Genomic DNA, 20,755 nt, shown 5'->3' on the forward strand with positions numbered 1-20,755 from the left:
AGTCTGAGCGTATGTCGATAGCGCTGGAGAACGTTCTCGCAAGAGCCGGCCTCAAAGCCGACGCGAACGAGTTTCTCACGCTCGTGGAGGACGCGGCCCGCAGGCTGTCGCCGCCCAACCCCGACCCCTCGCACTACTTCTCCCCCGACCAGCGGGCCGCGCTCACCGACGCGGGCCTCGACCTGAGCCCGCGCGACGAAAGCGAACCGGACTTCCGCGCGCGCACCGTCGCCGCGCACGCCGTGCTCGCCGATTCCGCGCTGTCGGTCGGCCAGGCGGCCGAGATGCTCAACGTCGACGACAGCCGGATCCGGCACCGCCTCAAGGAAGGCAGGCTCACCGGCTGGAAGGACCAGGGCTGGCGGCTGCCCGCGTGGCAGTTCAACGGCGCGGGCGTGCTGCCCGGCCTCGAAACCGTGCTGCGCGCCGTCCCCGAGGACCAGCCGGCGCTGGTCGTCGCCGCGTTCATGAACACCCCGCAGTCCGACCTGGTGATCAGCGACCGGCCGGCCACGCCGCGGCAGTGGCTGCTCGCCGGCGGCGACCCCGAGCAGGTGGCCCGGCTCGTCGCCACCCTCGGCTCGCCGTTCTGACCCGCTGACCTTCCCGCCTGCGCACCGCCGCGCCCGCCGCGGCGCAGGCCCGCCCCCTGCCCCGACACAGGACGGACAACCTCCCCCGCATGGCCCGGCTCCCCTCGCCTCCGGCGCGGTCGGCTCTGGTCAAGGGGCTGGACCGCAGCCACGACGTGGTTTCGGTGCAGCCCGAGACCCGGCTGGTCCGCATCTTCACCGCGCACGGCAACCATCCGCAGCAGTGGAACACCTTCCGCTACACCGGCCCGCTCCCGCACGGCCGGTTCGACCAGCAGACGCCCGGCCGGGGCGGCCGTCCGGTCACCGACCCGGGCAACGGCGTGCTCTATTTCGGGCTGACCGTGCGCACGAGCGTCGCCGAGGTGTTCCAGACGACCTCGACGGTGGACCGCACGACGCGCGGGCCCCGGCTGGTCGTGGTGCGCCCGACGCGGGTGCTGCGGCTGCTCGACCTCACCGGGCTGTGGCCGACGCGGGTCGGCGCGTCGCAGGAGATCTCCAGCGGCCCGAAGAAGATCACCCAGGCGTGGGCGCGGGCGATCCGCGGCGCGATGCCGGACCTCGACGGGCTCTGGTACCGCTCGTCGATGGACGCGGGCAAGCCCTCGGTGTGCCTGTGGGACCCGCCCGCGGGCGCGGCGCTGCCGATCGCCCCGGACGTCCTGCTTCCGCTGGACCATCCGGGGCTCGACGTGCCGCTCGGGCGCGTGTGCGAGGAGCTGAACTACACGCTGCTCAGCTGAGGTGCCGGGCCCACCAGGCCAGCGCCGCCTCGAACCGCTGCACCCGGTGCCGCGGCTTGCCCGAGCGCGTCAGCTCGTGTCCCTCGCCGGGGAACAGCAGGAATTCCGTCTCGACGCCGGCCTGGCGCAGCGCCACGAACTGCCGCTGCGCCTGCTCCAGCGGGCACCGCCAGTCCTGTTCGGAATGCACGACGGCGAACGGGATCCGCACGTCCGCGGCGTAGCTGAGCGGGCTGCGGCGACGCTGTTCCTCGGGGTCCGCGCCGACGTAGCCCTCGGTGAAGTAGTAGCCGATGTCGGAGCTGCCGGCGAAGGAATCCCACGCGTTCACGGCGCGCTCGCTCCACGCCGCGCGGAACCGGTCCGGGTGCTTCGCGGCGACCCAGCTCGTCATGAACCCGCCGTAGGAACCGCCCATGATCCCGGTCCGCGACGAGTCGAGGTCGGGCCGCTCCAGCGCCTTGTCGAGCAGCGCGAGCACGTCGTCGACATCGACGGTGCCCAGGTTGTGCACGACGGAAGTGCCGTGCGATTGCCCGTATCCGGCCGAACCGCGCGGGTTGCCGAGCACGACCGCGAAACCGGCTGACGCGTACACCTGCGCCTCGTCGAACACCGTCCATTCCTGCTGGGCGAACGGTCCGCCGTGCACCACGCGCAGCACCGGATGCGGCCCTTCGCCCTCCGGAAGCACGAGCCAGCCGTGCACCGGATAGCCGTCCGGCGCGGTCGTTTCGAGTTCCACGACCTCGCAAAGACCCTTGTCCCGCAACGGCTTCGAGTAATCGGTGAGCACGCGCGGACCGTCGGGGCCCAGGACCGCCAACTCCCCCGCGGTGTCCAAACCGGCCACTACCGCGACGACGGTTTCGCCGTCCGCCGCGAATCCGTGGACCGCCGAGTGCCCGGCGTGCAGCACGCGCAAGTCGTCGAGTTTCGCGCCGTCGGCGTCCGCCGGGATCGCCCGCAGTTCCACCGCACCGCGGTTGCGTACGGCGACCAGGACCTCGTCGCCGAGCGGAATCGCCGGGCCGGAGCCGGGCTCGAGGTCCACCGTCTCGACATCGGTCAGCCGCCGCGGTTTCCCGTCCGGCACGACTGCGTACAGACCGGCGTTGGAAGCGACGACCACACCGTCCTCATGGGACGTGCCGATGAAGTAGAGCGTGCCGTCCGGCGCGTACACCGGCTGATCGGCGTAACCGGCGCACGCGGCGAGCACTTCGGGTTCGCCGCCGTCGACCGGGAACGCGACGAGGTCGTGCTCGCGCGTTTCCGTCCGGTCGAAGTCGTGCGGCACGGTCACGACGACGCGCTCGCCGTCCGGCGTCCAGACCGGCTGGCTGACGCTGTAGTCGCGCGGGGTCACCGCCTCCGGCTCGCTGTCTTCGAACGTGTCGAGCACGAACAGCCGCTTCGGCCGGTCGCGCAGGAAGCCGATGTTGTCGATCCGGTAGTCGAGCCGCTTGATCAACCGCGGCGCTTCCGCGGCGGGCTCCGGTGTGCGCTCGTCGGCGTCTTCGGTGCCGTAGCGGCCCGGCTCGGGGTCCCGCGCGGTGAACGCGAGCCAGCGCGAATCCGGAGCCCACACCGGCGCGTCCGCGCCGAGGTGCAGCGAGGTGAGCCTCCGGGATTCGCCGCCGTCGACGGGCATCACGTGCACCTGCGGGCTGCCCTCGGCGCCCTTGCCGTCGCCCGCGCGCAGGAACGCGACCCACCGGCCGTCCGGCGAGATCGCCGGCGAGGAGTCGCGCGGACCGTGCGTCCACGGCGTTTCGCCGCCGGAGAGCGAGATCCGCCGGATCGCGCTGCGGTACTGGTCGGTTTCCAGGTCGGGACTGCTCACCGCGGCGAGCAGGAGGTCACCGCGCAGCGCGGGACGGCCGGGGACGGCGAGGACTTCGATGTCGGCAGGACGCATGCCGACGACCGTACCCGATCCTTAGCAAGGCAAACGACCTATTTGGCCTCGACCGCTCGCCGTTCGTCGCGCTTGGCCTTGGCCAGGCTCAGCACCGTGGTGACGGTCAGGACCACGACGATGACGCCGAGGGACATCCAGTTGCTGATGTCGAGCCAGCCCGGCGCGAGGTGGTACTCGTGCAGCGCGTGCACCACCAGCTTCGCGCCGATGAAGGCGAGGATCACCGCGAGCCCGTAGCTGAGGTACACGAGCTTCGTGACCAGCCCGCCGAGCAGGAAGTACAGCTGCCGCAGGCCCATCAGCGCGAACGCGTTGGCGGTGAAGACGAGGAACGCCTCCTGGGTGATGCCGAAGATCGCCGGGATGGAGTCCACCGCGAACAGCAGGTCGGCCGAGCCGATCGCGACGATCACCAGCAGCATCGGCGTGATCTTCCGCTTGCCGCCTTCCTTCACCAGGTACTTGTGGCCGCGGTAGTCGTCGGTGACCGGGAACAGCTTGCGCACCCAGCGGGTGAGCGCGTTCTCGTGGTACTCCTCCTCGCCGCCGCCGTTGCCGCGCAGCATGCTGATCGCGGTCCAGACCAGCACCGCGCCGAAGACGAAGAACACCCACACGAACTGGTTGATCAGCGCCGCGCCGACCGCGATGAACACGCTGCGCATGCCGAGCGCGAGCAGGATGCCGACCAGCAGCACGCGGTGCTGGTGGATCGCGGGCACCTTGAACGAGGCCATGATGACCATGAAGATGAAGAGGTTGTCGACGCTCAGCGAGTACTCGGTGATGTACCCGGTGAAGAACTGGACCCCGGGATCGTGCCCGGCGAAGATCCAGACGCCGGCTCCGAACAGGACGGCGCAGGCGATGTAGAAGATCACCCAGCGCGCGGCCTCGCCGGTGGTCACCTCGTGCGGCTTGTGGTCGACGATCACCAGGTCCACGGCGATCAGCGCGAGCAGCCCGCCGACTGTCGCGAACCACAGCCACAGGGGGACGGTCATCTCAGAAACCTCCGGATAGTGCGCAGCAGCAACTAACCGGAGGTCTCTCCCGCCGGTGCGAAACCGGCCGACGGTGCCGGGGACCTCGGCGAATGACTCACCGGATCACCGTGCTGACGACACCGCCGCGAAGGAATACTCCCCTCACAGCGCGTTCAGTCTGCCGGTTACGGGCTGCGAACGCCAGCGGAGGTTGCTCAAGTCACCGTATTGATGGCGTCGGCTCCGCCGCCGCGCGCGGGGTCGCTTTCAGCCGGTCCCGCGGTGCTGGTTCCGGCGCGAGAGAACCGCCACCATCAAATCCATGTGAGGTCGTGTGCGCCTTCTCAGCGAAACCGTCATAACGTCGCGTCGTGCCCCGAATCCCGCTTCCCCGCACCCGCGGCTCCCGGTTCGCCGCCGTCGCCGCCGTGGTGCTGGTCGCCGCGGCCGCGGCGACCGTCTGGGCGACCCGCGACCGCGGTCCCGCACCGGTCCGGACCCAGGACGCCTTCGTCTCGATGCCCGCCGGACCCGGTTCCCCCGATCAGGTCCGGATCGACACCACGACCTACTACCCCGAACGCACGCCCGCGCCCGCGGTGCTGCTCGCGCACGGCTTCGGCGGCGACAAGTCCAGTGTGGACCCGCAGGCGCGCGAGCTGGCCCAGCGCGGGTTCGTGGTGCTCGCCTGGTCCGCGCGCGGATTCGGGCGCAGCACCGGCAAAATCGGGCTGAACGATCCCGACGGCGAGGTCGCCGACGCGCGCCGGCTGGTCGACCGGCTGGCCGCGAGCCACGACGTGGCGACCGGCTCCGGCGGCGCCCCCGAGATCGGAGTGACCGGGGCGTCCTACGGCGGTTCGCTGTCGCTGCTGCTCGCCGGGACCGATCACCGGGTGCGCGCGCTCGCGCCGGTGATCACCTACAACGACCTCGGCCAGGCTCTCGTGCCGAACGCCGCGGCGGCGACCGCTCCGTCGGCGAAAACTCCGGCGGCCGGCGCGTTCTCCCCGGGCGGCGTCTTCAAGAAGAGCTGGGCGGGCATCTTCTTCTCCGCCGGTTCGGGTGCGGCCGCGGCGAGCACGCCGTCCGCCGAAGCGCCCGAGGCGGGGCAGCCCACCAGCGACACCGGCGGCACGGCCGGGAACAGCGGAGGCACCGCACCGCAAGCCGCCGCGCCGTCAGCCGGGGCGCGGGCTGAGCGGCCGTCGGCGGATCCGTGCGGCCGGTTCACCGCGGCGGTGTGCAAGGCGTACGAGGAACTCGCGACCACCGGCAAGGCCAGCCCGGAGACGGTCGCGCTCCTGCACCGCGTCTCCCCCTCGTCGGTCACCGGCAAGATCACCGCGCCGACGCTGCTCGTGCAGGGCGAGAGCGACACGTTGTTCGGGCTCGACCAATCCGACGCCACCGCACGGCAGATCACCGCGGCGGGCGGCTCGGTGCGCACGATCTGGTACACCGGCGGCCACGACGGCGGCGTCCCCGGACCTCAGCTGCGCGCGAAGATCGGCGACTTCCTGTGGTCGTCGCTCACCGGCCAGGGCGACCCCGGCCACGGATTCAGCTACGACGTCCAGGGCACGTTGCGCGCCAACGGAACCCCGTCGGTGCGGACGGTCAACGCCGCCGCGTACCCCGGGCTCGCCGGTGCCGGAACCGAGCGGAAACAGGTGGCCCTCGCCGGTCCGGCGCAGCCGATCGTCCGGCCCGCCGGAGCGAATCCGGCCGCGGTGAGCGGGATTCCCGGGCTCAACGGCCTCGCGTCCGGCACTTCCCGGCTGGCTCCCCTGTTCTCCAGCGACCCGCCTGGGCAGGCCGCGCAATTCGGCACCGCGCCGTTCGACAGCCAGGTCGTGCTGTCCGGTTCGAGCACCGTCCGGCTGCAGGTCGCGACCGACCCGGCGCATCCGCAGCCGGAAGCGGTGCTGTTCGCGAAGCTGTACGACGTCGGCCAGGACGGCACGCGCGTGCTGCCCGCGAACACGGTCGCGCCGTTCCGGGTCACCGGGCTGCCCGCGGACGGCACGCCGGTCGACGTCACGGTGACGCTGCCGGGTGTCGTGCGGCCGATCGACTCCGGGCATTCGCTGCGGCTCGTCGTGGGCACGACCGACCAGGCGTACTCGGTGCCGACGCAGCCTGCGGTGTTCCGGGTCGGGCTCGCGCCCGGCGCCGCGCTCGCCGTTCCGGTGGTGCCCGGCGCGTCGGTCGGCGCACCCCTGCCGGTCGGACAGCTGATCGGCATCGGCGCGACGCTGCTGGTCGCGATCGCGGTCGTCGTGATCGCGGCGATCCGGCGCCGCCGGGCGCACGACGTCGACCCGGAACTCGCCGGCACCCCGCTGGTGATCAAGGGGCTGCGCAAGCAGTACGCGGGCGGGTTCACCGCCGTGGCGGACCTGTCGTTCCGCGTCGAACCGGGTCAGGTGCTCGGCCTGCTCGGCCCCAACGGCGCGGGCAAGACGACCACGCTGCGGATGCTGATGGGCCTGATCACGCCGACCGCGGGCGAGATCCGCGTGTTCGGCCACCGGATCACGCCCGGCGCGCCGGTGCTGTCGCGGATCGGGTCTTTCGTCGAGGGCTCCGGCTTCCTGCCGCATCTGTCCGGCAAGGCGAACCTGGAGCTGTACTGGGCGGCGACCGGGCGGCCGGCCGAGAAGGCGCATTTCACCGAGGCGCTGGAGATCGCCGGGCTCGGCGACGCCGTCCACCGGCGGGTGAAGACCTACAGCCAGGGCATGCGGCAGCGGCTCGCGATCGCGCAGGCGATGCTCGGGCTGCCGGAGCTGATGGTGCTCGACGAACCGACCAACGGGCTCGACCCGCCGCAGATCCACCAGATGCGGGAGGTCCTGCAGCGCTACGCCGCCACCGGGCGCACCGTCGTCGTCTCGAGCCACCTCCTGGCCGAGGTCGAGCAGACGTGTTCGCACGTGGTGGTCATGCACCGCGGGAGGCTCGTGGCCTCGGGCGAGGTCGGCGAGCTGGCGGCCTCGAGCGGCGAGGCCACGTTCCGGGTCGGCGACCCGGCGGCGGCCGCGGCGACGCTCAAGAGCGTCGGCGGGGTGTCGGACATCGAGACCGAGGGCGACCTGGTGCACGCGAATCTCGACGGGCTTCCGCGCGCCGACGCGGTCGCGGCGCTCGTGCGCGCCGGGGTCGCGGTGGAGCAGGCCGGGCCGCGCCGCCGGCTCGAAGACGCGTTCCTGCAGCTGGTGGGAGAGGATTCATGAGCGAGGGCAACGGTTCCGGCGGGGTGCACACCGATCCGGCCGCACTGCAGGAACTGAGCGACCTGGCGACCGCGGAACCGGCCGAGGTCGGTCCGGACGGCGCGGTCGCGGGCTACCGGGCCGACCGGACGCTGCGGCTGGGCGTGGAGCTGAAACGGCAGCTGCGCCGCAGGCGGACCCAGCTGGTGCTGGCGTTCGTCGCGGTGCTGCCGTTCATCCTCGTGGTGGCGTTCCAGATCGGGCAGTCCAGTCCGAACCGCCGCTCCGGCGGGTTCGTGGACCTGGCGACGGCGAGCGCGCCGAACTTCGTGGTGCTCGCGTTCTTCGTGTCCGGCACGTTCCTGCTGCCGATGATCGTCGCGCTGTTCTTCGGCGACACGATCGCGAGCGAATCGTCGTGGTCGAGCCTGAAGTACCTGCTGGCGATCCCGGTGCCGCGGCAGCGGCTGCTGCGGCAGAAGGCCGCGGTGTCCGGGCTGCTGTCGATTGCCGCGCTGGTGCTGCTGCCGGTGGTTTCGCTGCTGGTCGGCATCATCTGGTACGGCGCGGGCGACGCCATCAGCCCGACCGGCGACGCGGTCGGCTTCGGCGACAGCCTGCTCGCGCTGCTGATGTCCACTGTGTACATCGTGGTGCAGCTGGCCTGGGTCGCCGGGCTCGCGCTGCTGCTGAGCGTGTCGACGGACGCGCCGCTGGGCGCGGTCGGCGGGACCGTGCTGGTGGCGATCCTGTCGCAGATCCTCGACCAGATCACCGCGCTGGGCGGGCTGCGGAACTACCTGCCGACGCACTATTCGTTCGCCTGGCTCGACTTGATCTCCACCGACATCGACTGGACGAACCTGGCCAGCGGGGTGCTGTCGTCGGTCCTCTACACGACGGTCTTCTTGTTGCTGGCCGGCCGCCGGTTCGCCCGCAAGGACGTCACCAGCTGAGCCCGGATGTCCGGTACGGTTCGGCGCGTGACGATCCACCTGGAACTCGATGACGGCGTCGCACTCGTGACCCTCGACCACGGGCGCGGCAACACCCTCGACACCGACACCTGCAAAGAACTGGTGATCAGACTCGAAGAGGCCGACGCGGCCGGAGCGCGCTCGGTCGTGCTCACCGGGTCCGGCGACATGTTCTGCGCCGGAGTGGACCTGCTGGCCCTCGACGAGGGCGGCGCGCGCTACGTCGGCGATTTCCTGCCCGCGCTGTCGGACGCGTTCCTGGCCGTTTTCGGCTTCCCGCGCCCGGTGGTGGCGGCGGTCAACGGCCACGCCATCGCGGGCGGCATGGTCCTGGCCGCGGCGTGCGACCACCGGATCGCCGCGGACGGGCCCGGCCGCATCGGCGTGACCGAGCTGCTGGTGGGCGTGCCGTTCCCGTTGGCGGCGCTGGAGATCATGCGCTGCACCTACGGGACGACGCCGCTGCCGTCCCTGATCTACAGCGGCGCGACGGTCACCATGGCCGACGCGCTCCCCCGCGGCCTGGTCGACGAGGTCGTGCCGGGCGAGGACGTGCTCAGCCGGGCCCGCGAACTCGCCACCCGGCTCGGCGAACTCCCCGCGGAGGCGTTCGCGCACACGAAGCAGCAGCTGCGGCAGCCCTACCACCAGCGGATCGCGGAAAACCGCGTGTCCGACGACGCGCAGGTGGAACGGATGTGGCGGTCGGAACCGGCGCTGGCGGCGGTGAAGGCGTACGTGGAGAAGGTGCTGAAGCACTGAGCCCCCGGCGCGTCCGCCTGGGACGAGAGACTTTCTTGCCTCAGTTCTGCCCTCGCACCCATTGCCACGGCCGCATGTTTCTGTGAAAGTCGAAGCGAGGGTCCGGGAACCGGGGGTGCCTCAGTCTGGAGCGCACCCCCGGTCAGGGGCTTCTTTTCTGCCGGGCACCGTCAGCCCTCCTCCAGCTTGACCAGCTCGAGGTCGGTGTGCGAGAAGTCGTCGCCGACGCAGAGGAGCGGTTCGCCAGCGACCGTCGCGGCCGCGTAGGTGAGGCAGTCGCCGAAGTTCAGCGCGGCGGAATGCCTGCCTTTGCCATACCGCAGGAACGCGGTCTGCGCGGTCCGCCAGTGCGCTTCGCCGAACGTGAGGATGTCGAACCGGCGCCGTTGCAGGAACGAAGCCAGCAGCGTGGCGCCTCGCTCGCCTTCCTTGTGCGTCAGCACGATCGAGGCCTCCGCCAGGGTCGGCGCCCCGATCCGGCATTCCTCAGCGCCGCCGATCGCTCGGGCGATCGGCACCGCCCGCGGTTCGTCCATGAGCACCGCCACGATCGCGGAACTGTCGATGATCACACGCCACCCGGCCCGTATCCGAGGATTTCCTCACGCTCGGCTTTGCTGATCGGCTTCCCCCGGTTCTCCGGGGAAACCTGCGGCCAGATCTCCTCCCGCAGGAAGCGCACGAACTCGTCCGCGTTCTGCTCCGCACGCCGTTGCGCGACCAGCCGGTCCCGCATCATGCGCAGCGATTCACGAACCGCGCCCGTCTTCGTGGTGCCGGTCAGCTCGGCCACCTCGGCCGCCAGACGCTCCGTTTCCGGATCTTTGATGTTCATCGCCATGGTGTAATGGTACCTGCGATGGTGTAATTACTTGATTCCAGCCGCGTCCATCCCCCGCAGTTCCTTCTTCAGATCGGCGACCTCGTCGCGCAGCCGGGCGGCCAGTTCGAACTGCAGGTCGCGGGCGGCCTGCATCATCTGGTCGGTCATCTGCTGGATCAGGTCGGCCAGTTCGGCGCGCGGCATCCCCGAAACGTTCTTGTCGGTGAGCATGCCCGAGCTGCGGACGCGGTCGCCCTGCTCGGGCTTCTTGCCGCGGGAGGCGTTGCGGCCCGAGCCGCCGACCGCGACCGACTCCTCCGAGTCCTCCGCTTCGGTGTAGACGCGGTCGAGGATGTCGGCGATCTTCTTGCGCAGCGGCTGCGGATCGAGGCCGCGTTCCTCGTTGTACGCGATCTGCTTGGCGCGGCGGCGATCGGTCTCGTCGATCGCGTACTGCATCGAATCGGTGATCTTGTCCGCGTACATGTGGACCTCGCCGGACACGTTCCGCGCGGCGCGGCCGATGGTCTGGATCAGCGACGTGCCGCTGCGCAGGAAGCCTTCCTTGTCCGCGTCGAGGATCGCGACCAGCGACACCTCGGGCAGGTCGAGGCCCTCCCGCAGCAGGTTGATGCCGACCAGGACGTCGTAGTCGCCCGCCCGGAGCTGGCGCAGCAGCTCGACCCGGCGCAGCGTGTCGACCTCCGAGTGCAGGTACCGGACCCGGATGCCCAGCTCCAGCAGGTAGTCGGTGAGGTCCTCGGCCATCTTCTTGGTGAGCGTGGTGACCAGGACGCGCTCGTCCTTGTCCGCGCGCTCGCGGATCTCGTGCACCAGGTCGTCGATCTGGCCCTCGGTGGGCTTCACGACCACCTTCGGGTCGACCAGGCCGGTGGGCCGGATGACCTGCTCGACGAACTCGCCGCCGGTCCGCCCCATCTCGTACGGGCCCGGCGTCGCCGACAGGTACACCGTCTGCCCGATCCGGTCGGAGAACTCCTCCCAGGTGAGCGGCCGGTTGTCGACCGCGCTCGGCAGCCGGAACCCGTAGTCGACGAGGTTGCGCTTGCGGCTCATGTCGCCCTCGTACATGCCGCCGATCTGCGGCACCGTCTGGTGCGATTCGTCGATGACCAGCAGGAAGTCTTCCGGGAAGTAGTCGATCAGCGTGGCGGGCGCGGAGCCCGGGCCGCGGCCGTCGATGTGCCGCGAGTAGTTCTCGATGCCGGAGCAGAAGCCGACCTGGCGCATCATCTCGATGTCGTAGGCGGTGCGCATCCGCAGCCGCTGGGCTTCCAGGAGCTTGCCCTGCTTCTCCAGCTCGGCCAGCCGTTCCTCCAGCTCGGCCTCGATGCCGCGGATCGCCTTCTCCATCCGCTCCGGCCCGGCGACGTAGTGCGTGGCCGGGAAGATCCGGACCTCGTCGACCTCGCGCACGATGTCGCCGGTGAGCGGGTGCAGGTAGTACAGCTTGTCGATCTCGTCGCCGAAGAACTCGACGCGGATCGCCAGCTCCTCGTACGCCGGGATGATCTCCACCGTGTCCCCTCGGACGCGGAACGTGCCGCGCGCGAAGGCGATGTCGTTGCGCGAGTACTGCACGTCGACCAGCGCGCGCAGCAGCACGTCGCGTTCCACCGTGCCGCCGACCTCCAGCTTGGTGGACCGGTCGAGGTACGACTGCGGCGTGCCGAGGCCGTAGATGCAGGACACCGACGCGACCACGATGACGTCGCGCCGCGAGAGCAGGTTCATCGTGGCGGAGTGGCGCAGCCGCTCGACGTCGTCGTTGATCGACGAGTCCTTCTCGATGTAGGTGTCCGTCTGCGCGATGTACGCCTCGGGCTGGTAGTAGTCGTAGTAGCTGACGAAGTATTCGACCGCGTTGTGCGGGAACAGCTCGCGCAGCTCGTTGGCCAGCTGCGCGGCCAGCGTCTTGTTCGGCGCCATCACCAGCGTGGGCCGCTGGACGCGCTCGATCAGCCACGCGGTGGTGGCCGATTTGCCGGTGCCGGTGGCGCCGAGCAGCACGACGTCTTTCTCGCCCGCCTTGATCCGGCGTTCGAGCTCGTCGATCGCCGCGGGCTGGTCGCCCGCGGGCTGGTACTCGCTGACGACCTCGAACCGGCCGCCGGCGCGAGGCACCTCGGAGACGGGGCGGAAGTCGGACTGGGCGAGGACGGGGTGTTCGGTTGCGAAAGCCACGAGAACCAGGGTAGGCCGGGGCACCGACAATTTCCGCTACGGCCCGTCTGAGCTGGGGATCCGGCACCAGTTGCCCGCGAACCCGCCGGCGCGGCGGGCTGGCCCCGACAGCCAGCCTGGGCCCGCGAGGTCCTTCGACCTGGGACAGACGCGCCCATCGTGCCGCCTTGAATCCCTGGCCCTCGGGCTTCCCTCGCGGACCTCCGGTCCCGGTGCACGCGGTCAGAACTTCAGCAGTCGCAACAGCTGCAGCAGTCTCCGCAATCGCAGCAGTCGCAGTCGCAATCGCAGCTGCCGTTCGGTTCTCCGCTCCAGGGGCCCGGGTACGGATCGCGGCAGCAGAACTGGCAGGAGCAGCACATGTACGTCGCGATCGCGCAGCCCGCGAAGAAGTTGCGGCGTTTCGGCGGGACCGCGAACTTCGGCACCCAGCAACCGCCGCCCTTGCCGTCCAGCGAGCCGCGGTCCTCCGGCGGTTCGGGGCCGTCCGGACCGCCGGGACCGGGCATTCCAGCAGGTCCGTACCCCGGCACCGGAGCCCCGTAACCCGGCTGCGGCCCGTACGCGGGCACCCCCGGCTGCCCAGGCCCGCCGATCCCGGGCCCGTACGGCGACTGCTGCGGCGTCGGCCCCGGCCCGATCCACCCGGGCGGCGGCTGCTGGCCGTGCAGGTGGTGATGTCCGAACGCCCGCCGCACCGCCTGTCGCAGCTCGTGCACCAGCAGCGCGTGCACCAGCGCCGAATCGGTGAATTCCGCCTCGCGCAGCGCCAGCTCGACCCCGAGCACCGCGTCCGAGCACAGCCGGTGGGCCTCGTCCAGCGCGGTTCCCGTTGCCAGCAGCGGGTTCCAGGAACCGGACGCGGCATCCGAAGCCAGGTCCTCGACCGCGTCGAGCAGGTGCGCCACCCGGCCGAACAGCCGCCCGGCCTCGGCGAGCGGCGCGCGGTTGCCGGGGCGTCCGGCCAGCACCGCGGTCTGCGCGAACGCCGCGGACGACGCCAGCTCTGCCGGTTCGGTCACGAGCAAAGGCGAGTCCCCGGCACGGACAGCGCGTTCCAGCTCGCCCTGCCGGCCGACCGCTTCGGTCAGCACCGCGGTGTCGAAACCGATGCCGGCACCTGTCCGACCGCCTTGCGCGGCCCAGCGTCGCGCGACGAGCCGCGCCGCTCCGGCGACCGGACGCCGGGCGAAAGCGCCGTCCCGGTCGGCGACGTGGTCGTCGACCTTCGCGGAAGCCAGGACGAGCGACACCGCCGCGGCGAGCCGCGCACCGTCGCCGACCGCGACCGACGCCGAGCGCATCGACCGCAGCGGGCACGGCCCCGCGGCACGCCGGGGCCCGCTCGGTGTCTGGGCTTCGACCAGCGCCGACACGATCAGCGCGTCGTAGTTCGTCACGACCCGGGCGAACTGCCCGTGCTGGTCGCGCAGCGCGAGGCAGAGGCCGCACAGGTGCGCCATCCAGTCCGCGTGAAGCCGCCCCGCCAGCCGGTGCCGGCAGGGCCTGATGATCCCGAACAAACCGCGTGTCCCCCCAAGAGAACCCAATGACCCGGGAACTCTAGCTCGCCGCCCGCGCCCTTAAAGCGTGTCTCATTTGGCGAGTTTCTTGTAGCAGGTGATGGCGGCGCCGAGGGTGAGGAAGGCGAGGTAGTGGCTGGGTTTGCGGTCGTAGCGGATGGTCAGGCGTCGGTAGCCGGTCAGCCAGGCGATCGTCCTTTCGATCACCCACCGGTGTTTGCCGAGTTTCTCGGCGGATTCGATGCCCTTGCGTGCGATGCGCGGGACGATCCCGCGCTGGCGGAGCCAGGTGCGCAGGGCGGGGATGTCGTAGGCCTTGTCCGCGTGCAGCTCGGCCGGTTTCCGGCGCCGCGGTCCGCGGCGGGACCGGATCGCCGGCAATGCGTTGACCAACGGCCGCAGGGCGTGGCTGTCGTGGGTGTTGGCCGCGGAGATCCCGACGGTCAGGGGCAGGCCGGCGCGGTCGGACAGCGCGTGGATCTTGGAACCGGGTTTGCCCCGGTCGACCGGGCTCGGTCCGGTCAGACCGCCCCTTTTTTGGCCCTGACGGAGGCTCCGTCCAGGACCGCGCGGGACCAGTCGATCATGCCTGTGGCGCCCAGTTCGTCCAGTACAGCCTGGTGCACCTGCCGCCACAGTCCGGCCTCGGTCCATTCGGCGAATCGGCGATGCGCCGTCGGCACGGTGACCCCGAAGCTGGGCGGTAGATGCCGCCAGGCGCATCCGCTGGTCAGCACGAACACGATCGCGGTGAACACCGCCCGATCGTCGACGCGCGACATCCCGCCGCCCTGCGGCCGCGTCTTGCCCGGCGGGATCAACGGTTCCACCAGCGCCCATAACTCGTCGGGCACCAGACGCCGCGACAACTCGTCCATCACAGATCACGATCATGCCCGGACCTCACCCATAGTCCAAGTGAGACACGCTCTTAAGCGGCGTTTCGGAGATTCTCGCCGAGGGCGCGGGCAGGGCAGGATGGGCGGATGACCGATCTGCACCCCCCGAAGGTCGAGACGTTCGACCCGGCCGCTCGCGTGAACATCGACAACAAGGGCATCCGCCGCGACGTGGAGGAGTTCCGCGAGGAGCCGTTCGGCCTGTATCTGGCGCGGCCGACGCCGGGGCGGGCGCAGTTCCACTACCTCGAGTCCTGGCTGCTGCCGGAGCTGGGCCTGCGGATCACCGACTTCTGGTTCAGCCCCGGCCACGAACGCGACCAGGACTTCTACCTCGACGTGGTGCGCGTGCACCGCGACGGACCGCGCTGGATCGCCACCGACCTCTACCTCGACCTCGTGCTCAAGGACAAGATCTCGGTCCGGGTGATCGACACCGACGAGCTTCTCGCCGCCGTCGCCGGGAACCTGCTGCCGGAGAAGGAAGGCGAATACGCGCTCGAAGTCGCCTACGCCGCCGTCGAGGGCCTCGCCGCGCACGGCTACGACCTGGACGCCTGGCTGTCCACAAAGGACATGACACTCGGCTGGCGCAGGCATCCCTAACCGGGAACGGGGGAATTCCCCACCCCCGCCCGGCGGTCAGCCGGATTACCCGGGACGGCTCGCCCGGCCACGATCAGCGGCATGGAACGAACCGCACACCAGGTGACGCTCGATCTCGTCTGCTCGCTCTATCGCGAGCACGCCGAAGCAATTCGCGCCGCGAAGGACGCCCAGCGCGCGCACCGCCGCGCGCATCCGACGATGAAGACGCAACTGGACGACGTCGAGGCGGAGATCACCTACCTGCTCCTGCGGCACCTTCGTCCGGAGAAAGTCGTGGAGATCGGTTCGCTGCACGGCTGGTCCACGAGCTGGATCCTGCGCGCGCTCGCGGACAACGGCGCCGGCAGGCTGACCACGGTCGACCTCATCGGGAACGCCACCACAACCGTCCCGCACACGCTGGCCAAGAGCCGCTGGGAGTTCCGCCAGGGCGACGCGCGCACCCTCGCCGGCGATTGGCTGTCCGATGTGGACTACCTCTTCATCGACGCTGATCACGGCGCGCGCTTCGCGAGGTGGTACCTCTCCGACGTCTTCCCGAACATCGACGCCGCGGTGAGCGTGCACGACGTGTTCCATCGCGCCGCCCCGCTGCCGTTCACCGAAGGTGCCGAAGTGGTGCGCTGGCTGGAAAAAACGCGGACTCCGTACTTCACCGCGGCGCGTGCCCGGGCGAAACACGCGTACGCTTGCCTCCACGAACTGAGGCGCGAACTCGGCCTCGGCACCGTAGTGCACACCGGCCGCGACAACCCGATGATCTACTTCCGCATCCACCGATCGGTGGATGCGCGGCTTACCGCCGGTGGATCGGAAGTCGCGCCGTTCCGCTGATCCGACCGGCCCCTCCAGCCGGAATTCTCGAAGGCAGCAACCGCTGCGATTCGAGAGGGGACTCCCAGCCCATGCCGGTCATCGAGGTGCGGAACCTCCATAAACGCTATCGCCGGAAGACGGCGGTCGAAGACGTTTCGTTCACCGTGGAGCAAGGCGAGATCTTCGGGATCCTGGGCCCCAACGGCGCGGGCAAGACCACCACGGTGGAATGCGTCGAGGGCCTGCGCTCCCCCGACGGCGGCACCGTTTCGGTGCTCGGGCTCGACCCGCGGCGCGACGTCCGCGAACTGCGCCAGCGCCTCGGCGTCCAGCTGCAGGAAAGCCGGCTGCCCGACCGATTGCGCGTCGCGGAGGTGCTCGACCTGTTCGCCGCGATGTACCGCACGCCGGCCGATCCCGAACGGCTGATGGCGCTGCTCGGGCTCACCGAGCAGCGGAACACCTTCTACCGCAAGCTTTCCGGCGGCCAGCAGCAGCGCGTGTCGATCGCGCTCGCGCTGATCGGCGGCCCCGAGGCGGTGGTGCTCGACGAACTGACCACCGGCCTCGACCCGCAGGCCCGCCGCGACACCTGGGACCTCGTCGAATCCGTCCGCGCGGAGGGCGTGACGGTCGTGCTCGTCACGCACTTCATGGAGGAAGCGGAACGGCTGTGCGACCGGATCGCGGTGATCGACGCCGGGCGCGTCGTCGCGATCGACACCCCGGCGGGGCTGGTCGGGCGGGTCGGCGGGGAGCAGCGCATCCGGTTTCGCCCGTCCGCGCCGGTCGATCCGGGGGAGCTGACCGGGCTGCCGGGCGTGCTCACGGCCGAGCGGAACGGTGCGCATCTGGTGGTGACCGGGGGCTCCGGCGCACTGCAGGCGGTGACGTCGTTCCTCGCTCGCGCCGACGTCGTGGCGGGCGATCTGCGGGTGGACCAGGCCAGCCTCGACGACGCCTTCGTCGCGCTGACCGGCCGGAAACTGGACTGAGGGGGAACCGGAAATGCTGTCGAAGCTCACTGTCGCCGAGGCGAAGGTGTTCCTGCGCGATCCGGGCGCGCCCGCCGTGGTGCTCGGGGTCCCGCTGGCGTTGCTGCTGGTGTTCGGGCTGATGCCGGGGTCGCGCGAACCGAGCCCCGAGCTCGGCGGCCAGACGACCCTGGCCACTCTCATCGCGCCGATGGCGGTAGCTCTCCTGCTCGGGATTCTCGCCGTGTACATGCTGCCCGGCGCTATGGCCTCGCACCGGGAGAAGGGGGTGCTGAAGCGGCTGGCGGCGAGCCCGATGCCGCCGTCGCGGCTGCTGGCCGCGCAACTGCTGGTGAACCTCGCGGTCGCGGCCGTCGCGATCGTGCTCGTCGTGGGGGTGGGCACGATCGCGCTCGGCATGGCTCTGCCGAAGAACCCGGGCGGGTTCCTCGCGGTCGCAGTGCTCGGCGCGGTATCGCTGTTCTCGGTGGGCACCCTGCTCGCCGCCTTCGTGCCGAGCAGCCGCGCGGCGAACGGGATCGGCGCGGCCGTGTTCTTCCCGATGCTCGCGCTCGGCGGCATGTGGGTGCCGAAAGAACAGCTCCCGCCGGTCTTGCAGCACGTCGCCGACGTCCTGCCGCTCGGCGCGACGCTCGGCAGCCTGCGCGAGACCGCCGCCGGACACGCGCCGCAGTGGCTCCCGCTCGTTGCGCTCGCGGTGGTCGCCATCGTGTGTTCGACGCTCGCCGCCCGATTCTTCCGGTGGGAGTGATCGCGATGACCACGGCACAGGAAGAAACCACGACGTCCCGCTCGGTCGCGCCGTTCGCCCGGATGCCCGTGTTCGGCATCGCCGCGCTGCTCGCGGTGCCGTTGGCGCTCACCGCGAGCAGCTACGGATACTTCGGCGACGAGCTGTACTTCCTCGCCGCCGGACGGCATCCCGCCTGGGGTTACGTGGACCAGCCGCCGCTGCTGCCGCTGCTCGCTCGCGCGATGGACACGATCGCGCCCGGTTCGCTGTTCGTCCTGCGGATCCCGGCGATGCTGGCGATGCTCGCCGGCGTCGTGTTCGCGGCGCTCATCGCCCGCGAACTCGGCGGCCGCACCCGCGCGCAGGCGATCACCGCCGCGACCTTCGCCGCCTGCACGCAGTTCGTCGCCAGCGGCCACTACCTGGCGACGTCGACCCTCGACCCGTTCCTCTGGACCGTCCTGCTGTGGCTGGTGGTCCGCTGGATCCGCACCCGGCGCGACGGTCTGCTGTTGTGGGCCGGCGTCGTCACCGCGCTCGCGTTGTACGTGAAGTTCCTGATCGGCGGCTTCTGGATCGTCGCCGGGTTCGCGCTGCTGATCTGCGGTCCGCGCGAACTGCTGCGCCGTCCGATGCTGTGGGCCGGCGCCGCGATCGCCGCGCTGGCGCTGGTCCCGACGCTCGTGTGGCAGGCGCGGCACGGCTGGCCTCAGCTCAGCATGGGCGCGGCGATCTCGAACGAGGTCGGCGAAATCTGGGGCGGACGGCTGTCCTGGCTCCCGCAGGTGCTGCTGCTCGCGGGCGTCCCGATCGGGGTCGTGCTGCTCGGCTACGGCCTGTGGCGGCTGCTGCGTTCGCCCCAGCTGCGGTCCTACCGCTTCCTCGCCTGGACCACGCTCGCACTCGCGGCGGTCTTCATCGCGGTGAACGGCCGGTCGTACTACATCGCGGGCATGTTCGCGCCGTGCTGGGCGGTCGCGGCGGTGGAACTCGAGAACGGACAGGCGTCGAGGTGGTGGCGCTGGATCCCGACGTGGCCGGTCTACGTGCTCTCCGCGCTGCTGATGCTGCCCGCCGCGCTGCCGGTGTGGCCGCATTCGTGGCTCGCCAAGAACCCGGCACTGCCGACACCGGCCTTCTCGTTCGCTGAGGTCGGCTGGCCGGAAGGGACGCAGTCGGTCGCCAAGGCGTTCCGTCGCCTGCCCGACCCGGCGCACACCGCGATCGTGGGCGAGAGCTACTGGACGGCGAGCGCGCTCGACCGCTACGGCCGGGCTCTGGGCCTGCCCGAGCCGGCCAGCCCCAACCGCGGGTACGCGCCGCTGGTCGTTCCGCCCGATTCGGCCCGCGACGTGCTGTTCGTCGGGGCCGATCCCCGGCCGCTGCTCGGGCACTTCGCCCATCTGGAGCCGATCGGCACGGTGACGACCGGGGACGCGAAGCCGAGTGTGCTCGACGGCACTCCGATGTGGCTGGCCACCGCGAGGCGGCAGCCGTGGCCGGAAATCTGGCCCGAGCTGGCGAACACCGGAGCCTGACCGGCGCCACCCGCAGTACGGCGGCGCCAGGCCTCGCCCGTAGGGTGCCGGGCGAGGCCAGCCCCCCGATTGCCGACAGGGAGCAGGATGGATGCCGTGACCACGGCCACCGCACCGAGCACGCCCGACCGCGCGCTCGCCGAGTTCGCTCGGCGGCCGGTCTTCCTGCTCGCCGCGGGCACCGCCGCCGTACTCCTCGCCACCGCCGGCCGCTACGGCTACTTCGGCGACGAGCTGTACTTCCTCGCCGCGGGCAAACACCTCGCCTGGGGCTACGTGGACCAGCCGCCGGTGCTGCCGTTCCTCGCCTGGCTGGCGAATTCGCTCGCGCCGGGCTCGCTCGTCGCGTTCCGGATCCCGGCGATCCTCGCGACCGCCGCGGGCGTGGTCTTCACCGCGCTCATCGCCCGCGAAATGGGCGGCGAACGCAAGGCGCAGACCCGCGCCGCCGCGGCGTACGCGATCTGCGGGCAGTTCGTCGGCAGCGGCCACTACCTCGCGACGTCCACTGTGGACCCTCTGCTGTGGACGATCGTGCTGTGGCTGCTGGTGCGCTGGATCCGCACCCGGGACGACAACCTGCTGCTGTGGCTCGGCGTCGCGACGGCGGTCGGGCTCAACGTGAAGTTCCTGCTCGGCGGGTTCTGGGCGGTCACCGCGCTCACCTCGCTCGTCTTCGGACCGCGAGACCTGGTGCGCCGCCCGAAACTGTGGGCTGGCGCCGCGATCGCCGCTGTCGCGTGTGTACCGACTTTGCTCTGGCAAGCCGCGAACGGCTGGCCGCAGCTCGGCATGGGCGACGCGGTCTCGCGCGAGGTCGAGGAAGCGGGCGGCCGGGCGATGTTCGTGCCCGCGCTGCTCGCCGGAGCCGGTCTGGTCATCGGTGCGCTGGGAGTGCTGTACGGCCTGGCCGTGCTGCTCGGCAGCGCTCGGCTGCGCGAGTACCGGTTCCTCGGCTGGACCGCGATCGGCGTCTTCGCGATCTTCCTGATCGGCAACGGCCGGTTCTACTACGCCGCGGGCACTTTCGGCGTGTTGTGGGCAGCCGCCGCGGTGCATCTGCAGGACCGGCGGCCCGCGTTGTGGTGGCGCTGGGTGCCGACGTGGCCGATGTTCGTCCTCTCCGCGCTCTACAGCCTCCCGTACGCGCTCCCGGTGTGGCCGGTGCAGTGGCTGGTCGAGCATCCGACCGCGCCGCGCCCGGCGTACGCGATGGAGGAGTACGGCTGGCCGGACCTGACCGCGTCCGTCGCCACGCAGTACCGCGCGTTGCCGCCGGAGGAACGGACGCGCACCGCCCTCGTCACCGGCGGGGACTGGGAGGCCGGGGCGCCCCACCGGGACGGGCCCGAGCCCCCCTACTTCGACGGCATGACCGCCGAACCCGCCCCCGGCCAGGACAACTCCG

Annotated in this window: 18 protein-coding genes; 11 read left to right on the plus strand and 7 right to left on the minus strand. The window is 71.0% G+C overall.

The features are described 5' to 3' along the window. The first annotated feature begins 11 nt into the window (after nt 1-11). Together H5411_RS26700 and H5411_RS26705 are read left to right on the plus strand one after the other, a co-directional pair. A complete protein-coding gene (locus H5411_RS26700) occupies nt 12-593 on the plus strand; it encodes a DNA-binding protein (protein ID WP_101439345.1) in 582 nt (193 codons plus the stop codon). Between the two features lie 89 nt (nt 594-682). Then, complete coding sequence (locus H5411_RS26705) at nt 683-1,339, plus strand: RES family NAD+ phosphorylase (protein WP_101439344.1); 657 nt, start codon at nt 683-685, stop codon at nt 1,337-1,339. Here H5411_RS26705 and H5411_RS26710 read toward each other — a convergent pair. After that, the gene (locus H5411_RS26710; protein WP_183125384.1) at nt 1,332-3,260 is read right to left on the minus strand and encodes a S9 family peptidase; all 1,929 of its coding nucleotides are present in this window, start codon (nt 3,258-3,260) and stop codon (nt 1,332-1,334) included. The genes H5411_RS26705 and H5411_RS26710 overlap by 8 nt on opposite strands. 38 nt (nt 3,261-3,298) lie before the next feature. Continuing rightward, complete coding sequence (locus H5411_RS26715; protein WP_183125385.1) at nt 3,299-4,267, minus strand: TerC family protein; 969 nt, start codon at nt 4,265-4,267, stop codon at nt 3,299-3,301. Nucleotides 4,268-4,620: 353 nt separating this feature from the next. Between H5411_RS26715 and H5411_RS26720 the strand changes: the two genes are divergently transcribed. The 3 genes from H5411_RS26720 to H5411_RS26730 are packed head-to-tail and all read left to right on the plus strand — an operon-like array spanning nt 4,621 to nt 9,206. Continuing rightward, entirely contained in the window at nt 4,621-7,488 is a 2,868-nt protein-coding gene (locus H5411_RS26720; RefSeq protein WP_183125386.1) for an alpha/beta fold hydrolase, read from the plus strand. Next, nucleotides 7,485-8,423 carry an ABC transporter permease gene (locus H5411_RS26725; RefSeq protein ID WP_183125387.1) on the plus strand — a complete coding sequence of 313 codons (939 nt, stop codon included), beginning with the start codon at nt 7,485-7,487 and terminating at the stop codon, nt 8,421-8,423. Before H5411_RS26720 ends, H5411_RS26725 begins: the two co-directional genes overlap by 4 nt. Before the next feature lie 6 nt (nt 8,424-8,429). Next, on the plus strand, nt 8,430-9,206 hold the full coding sequence (locus H5411_RS26730; protein ID WP_183125388.1) for an enoyl-CoA hydratase/isomerase family protein: 777 nt from the start codon (nt 8,430-8,432) through the stop codon (nt 9,204-9,206). A gap of 170 nt (nt 9,207-9,376) precedes the next feature. Here the strand turns inward: H5411_RS26730 and H5411_RS26735 are convergent, their stop codons facing one another. The 5 genes from H5411_RS26735 to H5411_RS26755 form a co-directional block, all read right to left on the minus strand. Then, nucleotides 9,377-9,778 (minus strand): type II toxin-antitoxin system VapC family toxin, encoded by a 402-nt coding sequence (locus tag H5411_RS26735; RefSeq protein ID WP_183125389.1) that lies wholly within the window; start codon nt 9,776-9,778, stop codon nt 9,377-9,379. Beyond that, nucleotides 9,775-10,047, minus strand: a complete 273-nt coding sequence (locus tag H5411_RS26740; RefSeq protein WP_183125390.1) for a type II toxin-antitoxin system VapB family antitoxin — start codon at nt 10,045-10,047, stop codon at nt 9,775-9,777. The genes H5411_RS26735 and H5411_RS26740 overlap by 4 nt, the downstream gene beginning before the upstream one ends. Nucleotides 10,048-10,074: 27 nt before the next feature. Further along, on the minus strand, nt 10,075-12,234 hold the full coding sequence (uvrB, locus tag H5411_RS26745) for an excinuclease ABC subunit UvrB (protein ID WP_312878620.1): 2,160 nt from the start codon (nt 12,232-12,234) through the stop codon (nt 10,075-10,077). 230 nt (nt 12,235-12,464) lie between these two features. Beyond that, nucleotides 12,465-13,757, minus strand: coding sequence for a DUF5685 family protein (locus tag H5411_RS26750; RefSeq protein ID WP_183125391.1), 1,293 nt, complete (start codon nt 13,755-13,757; stop codon nt 12,465-12,467). Nucleotides 13,758-13,829: 72 nt separating this feature from the next. Further along, nucleotides 13,830-14,635, minus strand: a protein-coding gene (locus tag H5411_RS26755; protein ID WP_246369268.1) for an IS5 family transposase whose coding sequence is annotated in 2 segments (ribosomal slippage) — nt 13,830-14,290 and nt 14,290-14,635 — 807 coding nt in all. Because the reading frame shifts where the segments join, the coding sequence is not laid out codon by codon here. Nucleotides 14,636-14,743: 108 nt separating this feature from the next. On the opposite strand from H5411_RS26755, the gene H5411_RS26760 reads away from it, so the two are divergent. The 6 genes from H5411_RS26760 to H5411_RS26785 form a co-directional block, all read left to right on the plus strand. After that, nucleotides 14,744-15,262 carry a ribonuclease FAU-1 family protein gene (locus H5411_RS26760; protein WP_183125393.1) on the plus strand — a complete coding sequence of 173 codons (519 nt, stop codon included), beginning with the start codon at nt 14,744-14,746 and terminating at the stop codon, nt 15,260-15,262. Nucleotides 15,263-15,343: 81 nt separating this feature from the next. Further along, entirely contained in the window at nt 15,344-16,099 is a 756-nt protein-coding gene (locus H5411_RS26765; RefSeq protein ID WP_183125394.1) for a class I SAM-dependent methyltransferase, read from the plus strand. 71 nt (nt 16,100-16,170) lie between these two features. Beyond that, nucleotides 16,171-17,076 carry an ABC transporter ATP-binding protein gene (locus H5411_RS26770; RefSeq protein ID WP_183125395.1) on the plus strand — a complete coding sequence of 302 codons (906 nt, stop codon included), beginning with the start codon at nt 16,171-16,173 and terminating at the stop codon, nt 17,074-17,076. 13 nt (nt 17,077-17,089) lie between these two features. After that, nucleotides 17,090-17,827, plus strand: a complete 738-nt coding sequence (locus H5411_RS26775; RefSeq protein WP_183125396.1) for an ABC transporter permease — start codon at nt 17,090-17,092, stop codon at nt 17,825-17,827. A gap of 5 nt (nt 17,828-17,832) precedes the next feature. Continuing rightward, nucleotides 17,833-19,347: a glycosyltransferase family 39 protein gene (locus tag H5411_RS26780; protein WP_183125397.1), complete on the plus strand. Its 1,515-nt coding sequence runs from the start codon at nt 17,833-17,835 to the stop codon at nt 19,345-19,347. A gap of 96 nt (nt 19,348-19,443) precedes the next feature. Then, on the plus strand, nt 19,444-20,755 hold a 1,312-nt coding region (locus tag H5411_RS26785), incomplete at its 3' end, for an ArnT family glycosyltransferase (RefSeq protein WP_376772229.1).

Source organism: Amycolatopsis echigonensis (genome assembly GCF_014174495.1).
In the GTDB taxonomy this organism is placed as follows: Bacteria; Actinomycetota; Actinomycetes; order Mycobacteriales; family Pseudonocardiaceae; genus Amycolatopsis; species Amycolatopsis echigonensis.